Annotated in this window: 11 protein-coding genes; 5 read left to right on the top strand and 6 right to left on the bottom strand. The window is 50.3% G+C overall.

The genetic code is table 11. The features are described from left to right. Positions 1 to 9: 9 nt before the first annotated feature. Together NDA01_RS21330 and NDA01_RS21325 are read left to right on the top strand one after the other, a co-directional pair. On the top strand, positions 10 to 5,544 hold the full coding sequence (locus NDA01_RS21330; protein ID WP_348229533.1) for a tetratricopeptide repeat protein: 5,535 nt from the start codon (positions 10 to 12) through the stop codon (positions 5,542 to 5,544). Between the two features lie 65 nt (positions 5,545 to 5,609). Continuing rightward, the gene (locus NDA01_RS21325; RefSeq protein ID WP_348229532.1) at positions 5,610 to 6,425 is read left to right on the top strand and encodes an alpha/beta fold hydrolase; all 816 of its coding nucleotides are present in this window, start codon (positions 5,610 to 5,612) and stop codon (positions 6,423 to 6,425) included. 34 nt (positions 6,426 to 6,459) lie between these two features. On the opposite strand, the gene NDA01_RS21320 is transcribed toward NDA01_RS21325, so the two are convergent. The 3 genes from NDA01_RS21320 to NDA01_RS21310 all read right to left on the bottom strand — a co-directional run bounded on the left by NDA01_RS21320 (position 6,460) and on the right by NDA01_RS21310 (position 9,361). Next, positions 6,460 to 6,906 (bottom strand): GNAT family N-acetyltransferase, encoded by a 447-nt coding sequence (locus tag NDA01_RS21320; RefSeq protein WP_348229531.1) that lies wholly within the window; start codon positions 6,904 to 6,906, stop codon positions 6,460 to 6,462. Positions 6,907 to 7,139: 233 nt separating this feature from the next. Beyond that, positions 7,140 to 7,691, bottom strand: coding sequence for a gluconokinase (locus NDA01_RS21315; RefSeq protein ID WP_348229530.1), 552 nt, complete (start codon positions 7,689 to 7,691; stop codon positions 7,140 to 7,142). Positions 7,692 to 7,711: 20 nt separating this feature from the next. Then, complete coding sequence (locus tag NDA01_RS21310) at positions 7,712 to 9,361, bottom strand: FkbM family methyltransferase (RefSeq protein ID WP_348229529.1); 1,650 nt, start codon at positions 9,359 to 9,361, stop codon at positions 7,712 to 7,714. 66 nt (positions 9,362 to 9,427) lie between these two features. Between NDA01_RS21310 and NDA01_RS21305 the strand changes: the two genes are divergently transcribed. The 3 genes from NDA01_RS21305 to NDA01_RS21295 all read left to right on the top strand — a co-directional run bounded on the left by NDA01_RS21305 (position 9,428) and on the right by NDA01_RS21295 (position 12,034). Beyond that, entirely contained in the window at positions 9,428 to 9,628 is a 201-nt protein-coding gene (locus NDA01_RS21305; RefSeq protein ID WP_190562110.1) for a hypothetical protein, read from the top strand. 50 nt (positions 9,629 to 9,678) lie between these two features. Then, entirely contained in the window at positions 9,679 to 11,538 is a 1,860-nt protein-coding gene (locus tag NDA01_RS21300) for an O-linked N-acetylglucosamine transferase, SPINDLY family protein (protein WP_348229528.1), read from the top strand. Positions 11,539 to 11,689: 151 nt separating this feature from the next. Beyond that, complete coding sequence (locus NDA01_RS21295; RefSeq protein WP_190562107.1) at positions 11,690 to 12,034, top strand: hypothetical protein; 345 nt, start codon at positions 11,690 to 11,692, stop codon at positions 12,032 to 12,034. 150 nt (positions 12,035 to 12,184) lie between these two features. Here NDA01_RS21295 and NDA01_RS21290 read toward each other — a convergent pair whose 3' ends face one another. The 3 genes from NDA01_RS21290 to NDA01_RS21280 are packed head-to-tail and all read right to left on the bottom strand — an operon-like array spanning position 12,185 to position 14,485. Then, a complete protein-coding gene (locus NDA01_RS21290; RefSeq protein WP_431193482.1) occupies positions 12,185 to 13,045 on the bottom strand; it encodes an ABC transporter ATP-binding protein in 861 nt (286 codons plus the stop codon). Beyond that, entirely contained in the window at positions 13,035 to 14,339 is a 1,305-nt protein-coding gene (locus NDA01_RS21285; protein ID WP_348229527.1) for a branched-chain amino acid ABC transporter permease, read from the bottom strand. Before NDA01_RS21285 ends, NDA01_RS21290 begins: the two co-directional genes overlap by 11 nt. Beyond that, on the bottom strand, positions 14,315 to 14,485 hold the full coding sequence (locus NDA01_RS21280) for a hypothetical protein (RefSeq protein WP_348229526.1): 171 nt from the start codon (positions 14,483 to 14,485) through the stop codon (positions 14,315 to 14,317). Before NDA01_RS21280 ends, NDA01_RS21285 begins: the two co-directional genes overlap by 25 nt. Positions 14,486 to 14,490 lie beyond the last annotated feature (5 nt).

Raw genomic sequence — 14,490 nt, 5'->3', positions numbered from 1 at the left:
TTTAGCCACATGGCAACCATCCGTGAAGCGTTTGTTAGCGCCGTTCAGCATCACGAAGCTGGGCAGTTGCATCAAGCCGAGCAGCTTTACCGCTTAATTTTGCAGCAAGAGGCTAATTATTTCCCTGCCTTGCATGGCCTAGGGCTAATTGCTTACCAAGCTGGTTACATTGAGGAGTCGATCGCGCACTACCGCCAAGCGATCGCCCTCAAGCCTGAGGTTGCTGATGCTTACAACAATCTAGGATTGGCTTTGGTTGCCAATGGTGAATATGCGGCGGCTGTGGCTAGCTACCAGCAAGCGATCGCTCTAAATCCCCGCTACCCAGAAGCCTACAACAACTTAGGCCATGCCCTGCGGCATCAAGGCAAAGTAGCTGAGGCGATCGCGGCTTATGACCAGTCAATCGTGCTGAAGCCAGAATTTGTCTCGCCTCATTGGAATCGGTCTCTGGCTTTGTTGCTGGGTGGAGATTTAGGCCAAGGCTTTGCTGAATATGAATGGCGCTGGCGACGGGAAGGCAAACAACTCCGCCCATTTCCCCAACCTCTCTGGGATGGCTCAAACCTAGCGGGACGGCGGATTCTGCTATATGCCGAGCAGGGGTTTGGCGACACCATGCAATTTATTCGCTACGCCTCCTGGGTGGCAGAGCGAGGCGGGCAAGTGGTGGTAGAGTGCCAAGCTCCCATAGTTCGCTTAGTCCGAACGGTGCCCGGAGTGCAAGCCGTTGTCGCTCAAGGTGAAGCCTTACCCGCCTTCGATGTGCAGAGACCGCTGATGAGCTTACCTTGGCTCCACGGCACCACTCTAGAAACTGTTCCTGCTCAAGTGCCCTATCTTCAGGTTCCTAGCTCTAGCTCGATCACCTTGGTCACCCCTCCGAACACCCAGTTAAAAGTAGGGTTCGTCTGGTCGGGCAATCCAGAAAATCGCAATAACCGCAATCGCTCTTGTACAGCGGGTGACTTCCGCCCTTTGCTCAATATCCCTGGCGTAACGCTTTACAGCTTGCAAAAAGCAGCCCAACCAGAAGAACTGGCTCAACTGGGTGCACTGGGCGATCGCCTCCAAGATTTAAGCCCCCAGTTACAAGATTTTGGTGATACAGCCGCCGCGATCACCCAACTGGATTTAGTCATCACGGTAGACACGGCAGTTGCTCATTTGGCTGGAGCTTTAGGTAAACCTGTCTGGGTATTGCTTTCATTTGCTCCCGATTGGCGCTGGATGCTAGAGCGGGAAGACACGCCTTGGTATCCCACCATGCGGTTGTTTCGGCAAGCTCAATTTGGTGATTGGGCAGGTGTGTTGGCGCGAGTAGTGGCAGCACTGCGGGAGGCGATCGCTCAGCCGCAGAAATATTTACTAGACAAGAGCCAAACCTCATTCCCAGCCCCTCTCCTACAGGAGAGGGGTGCCGCAGGCGGGGAGAGGTCAGCCAATGCTCTACCCGAGCAAGATTGGGCAGCACTCCTAAAAACTGCTATCCAACACTATCAATCAGGTCGTTTGGCGGAAGCCGAGCAAATTTATCAGAAAATTTTGCAAGCACAACCCAACCAAGCCGAGGTTTGGCAGTTGCGAGGAGCGTTGGCAGCCACTGAGAAACGCAACTCTGACGCGATCGCCTACTACCAAAAAGCTTTAGCCCTCAAACCCAACTTTCCGGAAGCGCATAGTAACTTGGGCGTAGCGCTCAGCCAAACCGGGCAAATTGAGGCAGCAATTTTTCATTACCAACAAGCGATCGCTCTCAATCCTGGAGCCGCCGAGTTGCACCACAATTTAGGGGCCGCGCTGAAAGAACAAGGCCAAGTTGATGCCGCGATCGCGCATTACCGACAAGCGATCGCGCTGAATCCCAGCTACGCCATGACCTACAACAACTTGGGCACAATCTGGGAGGCCCAAGGTCGCTATGTCGAGGCAATGGCTTGCTACAACCAAGCGCTGGCTGTTAATCCTGAGAATGTCGATGCCCGCTTTAGCAGAGCGATCGCGCTATTACGGCTCGGTGACTTGAGGCGAGGTTTTGAGGAATATGAGTGGCGGTGGCGACGACTAGATATGAAGCCGCAACCATTCAAACAACCAATTTGGGATGGCTCTGACTTGTCAGGAAAAACCCTGCTGATTCATACAGAGCAGGGGTTTGGCGACACAATTCAATTCATTCGCTACATCCACCTAATGGCGCAGAAGGGAGGCCGTATCCTTGTGGCTTGTCAGCAAGCGTTATCCACGCTGATTCAGCCCCTCCCCCAGATTCAGCAATTTATCGTCGAGGGTCAGGCCATCCCCAAGTTTGATGTCCATGCGCCACTATTAAGCTTGCCGCGAATTTTAGACACCAGCCTGGAAAACATTCCTGCCCAGGTGCCCTACTTGCAGCCTCCAACCTCCAGCCTGACTTTAGTCGCCCCACCCGCCACTCAACTCAAAGTTGGGTTGGTTTGGTCAGGCAATCCTAGCCATCCGCACAACAATCAGCGCTCTTGCCCCCTCCAGCAGTTTTTGCCTCTGCTAGAGCTGCCTGGAGTCGCGTTCTATAGTTTGCAAAAAGGCCCGCAAATTGCTGATTTAGCGCAATTACCCTCCACCGCAATTCAAGATTTAAGCCCCCAGTTACAAGATTTTGGCGATACAGCCGCCGCGATCGCCCAACTTGACTTGGTGATTGCCATTGATACCTCCGTGGCTCATTTAGCGGGAGCCTTAGGCAAGCCAGTTTGGTTGCTGCTCGACACCTCCCCCGACTGGCGCTGGCTCACTGACCGCGAAGACAGCCCTTGGTACCCGACAATGCGGCTATTTCGGCAAACCACTGCGGGAAATTGGCCTGAAGTCATTGAGCGAGTCAGTCAAGCACTGCAAAAATTATTAGCCAGTTGCCTGCCTACACCTTTGAGTGATTTGGAGGCGGCGATCGCTACTGCCCTCCAAAGGCACCAAACTAATCAACTAGAGGCAGCCAGCACCATTTACTTTCAGGTGTTGCGGCAAGACCCCAACCACCTAGATGCTTTACATTTGCTAGGAGTGATCGCGCACCAAAAACGCCAATTTGACCAAGCGATAGCCTACTACAAGCGGGCGTTGGCGATCGCGCCCAACTTTGCCGAAGCCCATGCCAACCTCAGCGCCACGCTGCGGGAACAAGGCCAGTTTGCTGAGGCGATCGTCCATTGCCAAAAAGCTTTAGCGTTCAACCGCAACTTCACGAACGCTTATGCCAGTCTGGGTTTAATTTATCGTCAGCAAGGTCAAGTCGCTCAGGCGATCGCAGCCTACAACCAGGCTCTAGCTAGCAATCCTGACGATATTGAGACTCATTGGAATCGCGCTTTGGCTTGGCTGATCGGCGGAGATTTCCAGCAGGGATTTGTCGAGTACGAATGGCGCTGGCGACGACCCCACCGACGGCCTCGTCCTTTTGCTCAGCCACTATGGGATGGCTCAAACTTGCAAGGGCAAACTATTTTGCTCCATGCTGAGCAAGGCTTTGGCGATACGATTCAATTCATTCGCTATGCGGCTCTAGTCGCTGAGCGCGGCGGACGGGTGATTGTGGAATGCCAAGCCCCACTGCTGCGGCTTTTATCTGGAGTAACTGGCATCGATCAACTTGTGGCCCAAGAAACTCCCCTACCCGCCTTTGATCTGCACACGCCACTGCTGAGCTTGCCGCGCTTGTTTGGTACCACGGTAGACACCATCCCTGCCTCAGTTCCCTACATTTTCCCTCCGACACAATCCGCCGTAAAACTCAGCGCACCGACTGGCCATCTCAAAGTGGGCTTAGTTTGGTCGGGCAGCCGAACGAATCAAAACAACCATCATCGCTCTTGCTCACCGCACTATTTTCAACCGTTGCTGACGATACCAGGAGTCAGCTTCTACAGCTTGCAGAAAGATGCCTCAGTTGCCGAACTCGCCCAACTCACCAGCGACGGCGCAACCGTAGAGAATTTAAATTCGCAGTTGCAAGACTTTGCTGATACAGCCGCCGCGATCGCCCAACTCGATTTGGTGATTACTGTGGATACTTCTGTGGCTCACCTGGCAGGCGCAATGGGCAAACCTGTGTGGGTGCTGCTCACCTTTGCCCCCGATTGGCGTTGGCTGCTAGAGCGCGAAGATAGCCCTTGGTATCCCACGATGCGGCTGTTTCGTCAGCAACAACCGGGTGGCTGGGCCGCTGTGATCAACCGTGTCCAGGAGGCATTGCAAACATTAGTCGAGACACCATCGCCATCAACCCATTCTCTTCCTGCCATGCCCCAGCCTTCTCCTGAATTCGCAGCAGCTACTCCACCCGACGATTCTACTAACGTCACTCCCCCACCTCCCACCGCAAATACTAAGCCAGTGAGACCCATTGGTATCGGCTGGCAACTGAGCTTAATGACAGGATGGGGAGTCTACGGCATCAACTTCACGCTCCAGTTGCAGCAGCATCCCCACTTCGCCCCGATGTTGCTGACACCCGCCTCAGTCACCTCAGAACTGCTCAATCCGCTACACCAAGTGCTGTTGCGTCCTGCGATCGCTCAACAGCAAAATTTGCAAAATCTACTGGCTAACTACCCCAAGCAACAAGTCGGCTTAGATATCCCCGTCTTCTACGCCTTGGGCAAAGATTTTGACTCTAAACTGTTACCACGAGTCTCCGGTCAGCACAATTTCGGCGTGGTGTTTTTTGAAGATACGGCCCTAAAACCAGAAGCCATTGCCAAGGCTAAAACCTATGATGCGATCGTGGCAGGCTCGACTTGGAACGCCCAAGTATTGCAAAGCTATGGCCTGGCGAACGTTTACACCGCCCCTCAAGGCATTGACCCAGCGATTTTCCATCCTGCTCCCAAAGCCAATTTGTTCCGCGATCGCTTTGTGATTTTTTCCGGCGGCAAGCTGGAGTACCGCAAAGGTCAGGATATCGTGATTGCAGCTTTCAGGGCGTTTCGCGATTGCCATCCCGATGCCTTGCTACTTACCGCTTGGCACAATTTCTGGCCGCAGTTCATGTTGGGGCTGGAGCAATCAGGTCACGTCCAAGGTATGCCAGCTATTCATGCTGATGGTCGCTTGCGAGTAGTGGAATGGCTCGTTGCCAATGGGATTCCCGCCGATGCCTGTATTGATGTTGGTCCTATTCCCAATCATATGGTCGGGCAAATTATCCGCGAAGCTCATGTTGCAGTATTTCCCAATCGCGCCGAAGGCGGCACCAACTTAGTCGCAATGGAAAGTATGGCTTGTGGGCTACCCACGATTCTCTCAGCCAATACGGGCCACTTAGATTTGATTGGAAGCGATCGCTGCTACGCCCTCACTCATCAAAAACCTGCTAAATCAATTCCCATTTTTCAAGGTGTAGAAGGTTGGGGTGAATCAGATGTAGAAGAAATCGTGGAAGCTCTAGAACAGGTCTACACCGACTACCAAACCGCTCAAGCCAAGGGCCAAGCCGCCGCCCGCTTCATGCAAGATTGGACTTGGGAAAAACAAGTACAACGCTGCCTCACCGGACTCAATCTGTAAATTTGAAGTTCTTTATGACTCAGGTGGGCACTCTAGGTGAGCTAATTTGACATATAGAAACAGATATGAAGCTAATTCATGTGCATGGGTTTACAGAGCTTCAGCCGGAATCACTTATTACCAATCAATATCGAAAGTTTGCCAAGAAACTTCATTGGAATTTGGAGATTCAAGAGTTTAAGTGGAAGACCCTAGAAGGAAATCCAACTAAGATAGTTGCCAATTTCCATGAATCTGAATGTCGTATTGAAGAAGTTGCACCTCGACTGGCAGAGGTAATTGCAGCCGAAAAAGATGAAGTTATATTATCTGGTCATAGTCTTGGTGGTGCAATCTTACTAGAAGCATTAGAACGTCATCCTAACTTCTCTAATCTTCATAGCGTAATTCTATTAGGTGCAGCTTATCCCCAAAAAAATACACTCTCTCAAATCCAGAAGATAACTCCTCAGTGCTATGCGTTAAACTATCACTCCCCGAAATGGGATTTGGTATTGAATCAAGTCTATTTCAATGCGAAGGGATGCGTTGCGATTGGAACCAATGGACTTTTGAATCCCGGTATTTTTGAGAACGTGAAAGTGAACTGTACGCATGATGGATATACAGGATATGCACGGTTAATCCCTGGCATTATTGAACTTCTCGCTCATCCCCAAAAAATTCAAAGTCCTGAAAAAGCAAATAAACCTTGGCAACCGATCGCGATTGGTAACACAGAAGATTGGGATGATCTACATTATCTTGATGGTCATATTGTGCAACGAAACTGTATAACAGGTTATTTTCGAGTTATTGAAGAAGGTGGCGTTCATCGGGAGCGATTTTATTCGAAATCTGTCATACCTCTTCTAGAGGCGATCGCAAAACTACCAAAATAAATAATCGAAATATTTTAGAATTTTAGCTGTCATATTACTGTTGCAAGCGTAGTGCGTAATGATAAAAGTCTCCATCCTTGATATATCCACGTGATTCGTAAAGCGATCGCGCTACAACATTAGAAATCTGTGTTGCTAAAACAATTCGGATAGCTCCCGTTTCTCGTGCAAACTCCTCTGCCACATTCATCAGCAACTGTGCAGCTCCTTTTCCTCGGTAGGCTTCGTCTACAAACAAATCATTCAAAATCCAAACCCGTTTCATCGATACTGAAGAGAAACTAGGATAAAGCTGGGTGAACCCAAGCATATTCCCTCTATTACTGGCTAAGAAGATAGTGGAATCATTTTTCTGCAATCGCTCTTGAAGAAACTTTTTAGCTGCTTCCATGTCTGAAGGTTGCTGATAAAAAACGCGATATTTATCAAACAACCTCGAAACTTCTTCCAGATGCTTCAAGCTAGCCAGAAAAACTTCCATCCTTCATCCTCCCTAAAGGTAAGTTATTGCGCTCTTATAATTAAACTACACCTTACTTAAAACCTGCTTATGACGGTCGCTGAACAAACTTATGAACTTGTCAAGTCTCTCCCCGAAACACCTATAACTTCAACGAGTTTTCAGAATTTCGGGGCTTGCGATCGCAGATTGGTACTCAATAATTTGATTGTTGCTTACCCCTCTAGCCCAACGGTGATTAAGTATACAAGGCATTATTCTGTGCATCGTTGCCACCAAGGATTTTTGAGGCTGGGGAATCGCCGCATTGCCTGATCTAACAATTGGTTAACCGTCTCAACCGGAGGTAAAAGTCCATCTACCGTTATGACATTTTCTTCGGGAGTAATGGGTTCAAAGGCAGCCATTTGGCTGTGCAGCATCGCCGATTGCATGTAGTGATTTTGCCTTTGAGCAAGGCGACGCTCCAGTTCGGCGGGTGTCACCGCAAGGTAAACCAGTTGGACACGCCCTAAAGTGGCTAGCTGTTTGCGGTAGGAAAGTTTAAGCGCAGAACAAGTAATGACTGTCTCACGGTTGCGATCGCCAGAGCGTTGAATATCATCCTCGATTTCTAAGAGCCATTGTCGGCGGTCTGCGTCTTGCAAAGGTTGGTGGGACAGCATTTTGAGGATGTTGGCTTGGGAATGGCGGCGATCGCCTTCGAGGAAATCACATTCTAGGCGCTCGGATAGCAATCGCCCTACTACCGTCTTCCCTGATCCAGCTACCCCCATCATGATCCAGACCAATGGACAGTCGTTCATTTCTACCTCACAACCTGAAGTTAGACACGACTAAATAACAGGTTAAATACCTTAGTGGTGTCGCAATATTGGTTGGGTTCTAGCTTAACTAAATTGGGTGAACTGGCTTGCATTAAATAAGCGTCATATCCGAGCGATCGCATCCATTCTCGTAGTTCAGTTTCATTAGTTCCCATTTGCTGTAAACCGAAACGATTGACTTCAGAAATAATGTAAGGAACTCGATGACTTTTCAGGATGTTTATACTGCCCTTCAAAACTTGCAACTCTGCGCCTTCGGTGTCAATTTTGATCATCTTAGGCGGGATAGAGTTTTGGTCAGTCAAGGCTTGGTCTAGTGTGGTAGCACTAACCTTCTTTGTTGCTTGGCTCATCCGACTTTTTTGATTAAATTGGTGCGCTCCCACATTCCACAAAGCATGACCACCATCATTATCTAAATTGACAAAAAATTGGGCTTCTTTTGTTTCAGCTCCTAAGGCAACATTAAAAACCTTGAGATTCGAAAGTTGATTCAATTCAATGTTTTCTAAAATCTTTTTGTAGTTCGCCGACTCCATTTCAAAAGCCAGCACACTACCCGAACCACCAACCAAAGTAGCTGCTAAAAGAGAGAAATAGCCCACATGTGCCCCAATATCAATAAAGCGATCGCCGGGACGCAGCGTTTGAATCAAAAAATCAGAAACTTCTGTTTCATACAACTTGCCAGCGCTAAAACGCGACAGCATGAGTTGCTGGGTATATTTCTCCGCATCCAAGTACAACTTTAACTGTTTGGTTTCTTGGTTACTAGTAATCGTTAAGTTCACCACTTGGGTTTTAGTGGGCGAAACGGCAGGTTGGCTGATAGGGGCGATCGCGCCTTTGGCATCGTTGAAGATCGTAGGACGACCAATCGGGGACAAGCCAGGTTGCAGAGTCACAGGACCATGCATGACTGCGGCAATTCTGCGAGCATCGGCTTCTCGATATGGGGCGGTTCTGCCAAACAAATCCATATCTCGTCGCACCGCAGGCTTAAGATTTCCCTGGGAGTCTACTTGCTTAAATTCGTAAGTGGAATCAATTTCGGCCTTGCCATAGCCCCAATGCAAATGCTCCGTCAACACATCGGGAATGTAGTGCAAGCGCCCGACCCGCTTGGCAATATCCATAATCCACAGGTCATCATACAAACACTCAAAAATGCCTGTGATGAAGTAGCCCAACGTTAAACACCATTTGCGGCTGACAATGGGGAAGGTGCATAGCTTCTCGCCCCAATGACCTTCGTTGAACCACATGCAAAAAATCTCATCTGGGAATTTTGCGGTTTCTTGGTCGAGCCGCGTATCCCACCCTGCGTCGTTATAAATTTGGTCATCAGCGGCCATGACTAGAAGATCGCCTTGAGAAGCAGTCGCCAAGGCATTCCAGGCTTTAGAAACCCCAATTGGCTCGTTGACCATCAAGAAGCACTGCTTTAAGCGGTTGAGTTCTGTTTTATGAGCTTTCAGTTGCTCCACGTAGTCCAGCTTGGTGGAGTCATCGGTATCTACATAAAATAAAACCTCGACTCTTTCCGGGTGGTGCGCGGTTTTCAGCACACTTAAGACTAGGCGGAGGGCTTTATCAGGTCGTCCTCGCGTGGGGCAAAGCAAGGAGATCGTTTTCAGTGGCGTTGACATGCTCAAGATCCTCGATCGGGCAAAATTCTATGGGATTAGCAAAAGTGGGGTAACTCACTTTAGCGAGTGGCAAAGGCTCCAGCCATTCGTTTAACTCAACAACAGCTAGCCTCTATTTCTCTTGATCATTCCCAACATAATGTCTATCTGAAAGCGCAACTCAGCTTTTGTGAGGCAATCTGGGACCGAGTTTTGAGATTGAGCTTTGAGATGCGGGGTTGGGTAGGGAATGCTGGAGTCGGTGTAGCGTTAAAGTTACAGACTTGAGATGAGACAGTTTTGCAGGCAAGATTCAGTGGAGCAAGACATTGGGCGGTATGGTGAATATTTCTGAAGCTTCGGCGATCGCACTCCAACATTTTCAGGCCAAGCGGTGGTCTGAAGCTGAGCAAATCTATCGACAAATTTTGCAGCAGCAACCTAACCAAGTTGAGGCTCTGTCTCAGTTAGGGCTGATTGCTCAACAGCAGGGGCAGATTCAAGCGGCAACTCAGTATTGGCATCAAGCAGCAACCCAATATTGCCAGCTGGCTCTGGCCTGCTTCAACCGTCGCCAACTCGATCAAGCGATTACTTACTACCAGCAAGCGCTAGCCCTGCAACCTACCGCCTCCGACATTCATACCAACTTAGGTAATGTTTACCAAGACTTGGGCCAAGCGGAAGCCGCGATCGCCTCTTACCAGAAAGCTCTAGCCCTCAAGCCCGATTCGGCTGAAGCCCACAACAACCTCGGCAATATGTACAAACGCCAAGGTCAGTTGGCAGAAGCCAGCACCCACTACCAGCAAGCAGTAGTGCTACGTCCTGACTTGGCCGAAACCTACAACAACTTGGGCAACGTGCTCAAAGACCAAGGACGGATGACGGAGGCGATCGCGGCTTATCGGCAGGCGATCGCGATGAAACCCGGTTTGATGGAAGCGAAGAGTAATTTGCTGTTCTCGCTGCACTATGACAGCAGCCACGACCCGGAGACAATTTTTACTGAGCACAAACGCTGGGCCGAACAGTATGCCGAGCCGCTTACTCAAGCCGCGACGCCACACTTAAATGATCGGACTCGCGATCGCCGTTTGCGGATTGGTTATGTCTCCCCAGACTTTAACGCCCATCCGGTGGGATTTTTCATCGGTTCTGTGCTGGCAACTCATGACCACGCTAATTATGAGGTGTTTTGCTACGCTAATCTGCTGGCCGCTGATGGCTTGACCGAGCAATTCCGCCGCTTTGCTGACGGCTGGCGCGACATCATTAGCCTTAGCGATGAGCAAGTGGCTCAGTTGGTCCGCCAAGACCAGATTGATATTTTGGTGGATTTGGCAGGACATACGGCTGGCAACCGCATTTTGGTGTTTGCTCATAAACCTGCACCGATCCAAGTAACTTACTTGGGTTATCCCAACACCACAGGCCTGTCAGCGATCGACTACCGCCTCACCGATACTTGGGCCGATTCCGTAGGAGTGGCTGATACTCGGCACACCGAGAGCTTAGTAAGGATACCTCGTGGCTTCCTCTGTTACCAAGCAGCACAAAACGCCCCAGCCGTAGAAGCATTGCCTGCGCTGACGAAGGGATACGTCACCTTTGGCTCGTTTAATAACTTGGCCAAGGTGACACCAGAGGTGATTGCTACCTGGGCAGCAATTCTCCAAGCCGTGCCCCAATCTCAGATGGTTTTGAAATACAAAGCTTTGACTGATGCGGCTACTCGTCAGCGCTTTCATGATTTGTTCACCCAACACGGCGTGACTAGCGATCGCGTCCACCTCCTAGGGCACGTCTCCTCTTTTGCCGAGCACTTAGCCCTTTATCACCAAATCGATATTGGCCTCGACAGTTTTCCCTACAACGGCACTACAACTACCTGCGAAGCTTTATGGATGGGGATTCCGGTGATTACTCTGGCTGGCAAAAGTCATGCGGCTAGGGTGGGGATGAGCTTGTTAGCCAATCTAGGGCTGACCGATTTGATTGCTGTGTCTTCAAACGAGTATGTAGCATTGGCCAAACGTTTAGCAGAAGACCGCGATCGCCTACGCTTCTTGCGATCCAATTTGCGCTATCTGATGTCGCGATCGCCTCTAACAAATGGGCGCGGTTTTACTCAAACCCTCGAAAGCCTGTATCGGCAAATGTGGCATCGCTGGTGTGACGCGCCAAGCAAGCCGTAGTTTCCTGCTAGAACCGTGTTTACCGACAGCTTATGGACGCTTGAATCTTTGTCAAAGATTTTATTTGCTCGGTAAAAATACGGTTGTAGCTCAGGCTGATTCTTTCGATAAATGAGTGAAGTTGATTGTACAGCCATACCCCTGCCTCTCTATGACTGCAAATTCTGGATCACCCTCAGAACCCCCCAAAGGACAAGGATTTAAAGTAACCCTGACTCAGGGCATTATTGGTGCTGTCTCGCTGGCTGGTACGACTGCCATTCCCCTGCTAGTCAATCGGTATCTAGCTCCTCCAACTGCCGCAGAAAGCCCCGCTCCAGCCGCTCAAGTATCGCCTGCGCCAGCTACAACTCAGGCATCGCCTTTAGCGGTTCCTGCTGCGGCTCCTGGTCAGGTAGTTCCAGGACAGACAGTCCAAACGCAAACCGGAAGCGTCATGCAACTGCCAGTAGAGCCCGTAGAAGGCAAAAACGGCAAAAAGAAAAAGCACGACTAGGCTCAAGCAATTCAAGCCGCAAATTGCTACAAGGCTTCTCTCAAAGGGTGCATCACAACTAGTTTGCAGAAAATTTGAGCGTTGGAGGTGGGTGTCAAAACTCACCTCTTCGTGTTTTTAAGGCACCTTCGGGATGAGTACCTGTTGACCTCACTGCCCCAAATAAGCCTCCAATACTTCCGAGTTGGTTTGGATTTCACTAGGACTGCCCACTGCCAAATTGCGGCCTTCTGCCAAAACCCAAACGCGATCGCACAGCGACATAATCACGTCCATGTTGTGCTCAATAATCAGGAATGTCAGCCCTTCCCGATTCCAGGTAGTGATGTGTTCGCAGATTTGGTTGATTAGGGTAGGATTCACGCCAGCCGCAGGTTCATCCAGCAAAATCAGTTTGGGCTGCACCATCAGGGCACGCGCCATCTCTAGCAATTTGCGCTGACCACCGGAAAGGGCTCCAGCATACTCATGGGTCATGTGTGTCAAGCCTACCGACTCTAAAATGGCGTAGGCGCGCTCTTTCAGCTGCTTTTCTTCCTTAGCCACTTGGCGAAACTGCAAGCAAGCGCTCCAGAAATTTTCTCCCGTCTGATGTTGAGCCGCCAGCAGCATATTTTCCAGCACTGACAGCCGGGACAACACCCGCGCTACCTGGAAAGTACGGACCATGCCCTGCTGAGCAATTTGATGGGGTTGCAGTTGTTGGATCGGTTCGCCATCAAAAATCACCCGTCCTTGATCGGGGCGAATAAAGTTAGACAGCAAGTTAAACAACGTTGTTTTACCCGCACCATTGGGACCAATCAATCCAGTGATACTACCCTGAGCCACCTCGATCGCGGCATTATCCACGGCTTTGATGCCGCCAAAGCTCTTAGAGAGGCCACTTGCTGCTAAAAGGGGAACTTGAAGTGAGGGTCTACGGTCTTCCACCTCGGTCAAAATTTCTTCTAAGCCTCGCTGCGGCACTGCCTCCGGCAAAACATCGGGAGACTTAGGATCATCGACCAAGGGTTAATTCCTCCTTTTTACCTAGAATGCCTTGGGGTCGCCACATCATCACGACAATCAAGATCAAGCCAATGATCATGACGCGGAATGCGCCTAATCGTGCATCATCTAGCGGCACAATGTCTTTCAGGACAAACCGCGTCAACGTGTTGTAGGCCCAGAAAATTGTCCCACCCAGCAAGGTGCCGACGTTATTCCCAGCGCCACCCAAAACGACAATCGTCCAAGCTTGAAATGTGATTAAGGGAATAAAGCCGTCGGGGTTAATGAAGGTGAGTTGCCAAGCGTAGAAGGCTCCCGCGATACCAGCGATCGCGCCGCCTAGCATTAGCGATTGCAACTTGTACCAAAACACATTTTTGCCTAGCGCTTTGGCGACTTCCTCATCTTCTCGAATCGCCTTCAACACGCGGCCCCAAGGCGATCGCACCAGCCACTCTAACAAGCTAAACAAAATCGCCAGCACCACCACCAGCAACAACATCAGCCCTGCCTTGTAGGAATAGTTATAGAGGGCGTTCGCGCCAATACTATACATCCACAAGCCTAAAATCGAGCACAAGGAGACGCTAAATAAAGCCAAACCTGCGGCCCATTCTGACAAGCGAGCCACTAGGGTTTTAGCGATCGCGATGTAAACCCAGCCTAGCCCGACCAAAGCGATCAACAGGCCCAACCCTAACAACTCTGGCGAAAGGGCGCGGCTTAGTTTGAGCTGTTGCATCACAACTCCGACTCCTCCCAAGAGCAAGACGAGTGAGCCCATATAGCCACCCCAAACCAACGCATTTCTAATTGCAGCGGGACGAGACACTGTCTTGAGTCGTTGTTGCACCCACTGCCACAGCTTCCAGTAGGCCAAACCCACCACCACCGTTAGCAAAGCAATCATGCCGCCTCTAGTGAAAGCATTAGGATTGAATTTGTCCAGCGGTAGGGGATAGCCATACACACCCCGCGCTCCTCGCGTCAGCCACTCTTCATTCAGGGCTACGAGTCGCACCACTTCAGACACGCCAATTGTCACGATGGCTAGGTAGTCTTCTCGTAAGCGGAGGGTAGAAAAGCCGATCAATAAGCCTAGCAAGGCAGCCAAAGCCGCACCAGCTAAGACCGCAATGGGTAGGGGTATCCCAGTTAGCGTCAGTAAAACGGTGGTATAGGCTCCGACCGTCATAAAGGCAACATGGCCAAAGTTGATCAGACCTGTAAAACCCCACTGCAAATTCAGGCCCAAGCTAAAGAGGGCATAGGTTGCAGTGAAAATAATTAACTGGACAATGTAGCCTTCCATGCCAAGGGTGACAGCAGCAATAGGGGAACAGAAATCGTGGAATCGGTGGAGTCTGAGTCGAGCGATCGCCCTAAGCGCCCTAAAAAGTTACAGCGACTAGAAGGAAGCTGGGCAATCGGATTGTACCGCAGTCCGAGAGCAGACAAGTATC

The organism is Trichocoleus desertorum AS-A10, assembly GCF_039962155.1.
Lineage (GTDB): Bacteria > Cyanobacteriota > Cyanobacteriia > FACHB-46 > FACHB-46 > Trichocoleus.
This window is presented reverse-complemented; position numbering and strand designations above follow the sequence as displayed.

Excerpts from the sequence above, each read along its gene's own strand:
- NDA01_RS21330 (WP_348229533.1), top strand. The coding sequence starts at position 10 with ATGGCAACCATCCGTGAAGCGTTTGTTAGCGCCGTTCAGCATCACGAA.
- NDA01_RS21315 (WP_348229530.1), bottom strand. The coding sequence starts at position 7,691 with ATGAACGACTGTCCATTGGTCTGGATCATGATGGGGGTAGCTGGATCA.
- NDA01_RS21300 (WP_348229528.1), top strand. The coding sequence starts at position 9,679 with ATGGTGAATATTTCTGAAGCTTCGGCGATCGCACTCCAACATTTTCAG.
- NDA01_RS21285 (WP_348229527.1), bottom strand. The coding sequence starts at position 14,339 with ATGGAAGGCTACATTGTCCAGTTAATTATTTTCACTGCAACCTATGCC.
- NDA01_RS21320 (WP_348229531.1), bottom strand. The coding sequence starts at position 6,906 with ATGGAAGTTTTTCTGGCTAGCTTGAAGCATCTGGAAGAAGTTTCGAGG.
- NDA01_RS21310 (WP_348229529.1), bottom strand. The coding sequence starts at position 9,361 with ATGTCAACGCCACTGAAAACGATCTCCTTGCTTTGCCCCACGCGAGGA.
- NDA01_RS21325 (WP_348229532.1), top strand. The coding sequence starts at position 5,610 with ATGAAGCTAATTCATGTGCATGGGTTTACAGAGCTTCAGCCGGAATCA.
- NDA01_RS21295 (WP_190562107.1), top strand. The coding sequence starts at position 11,690 with ATGACTGCAAATTCTGGATCACCCTCAGAACCCCCCAAAGGACAAGGA.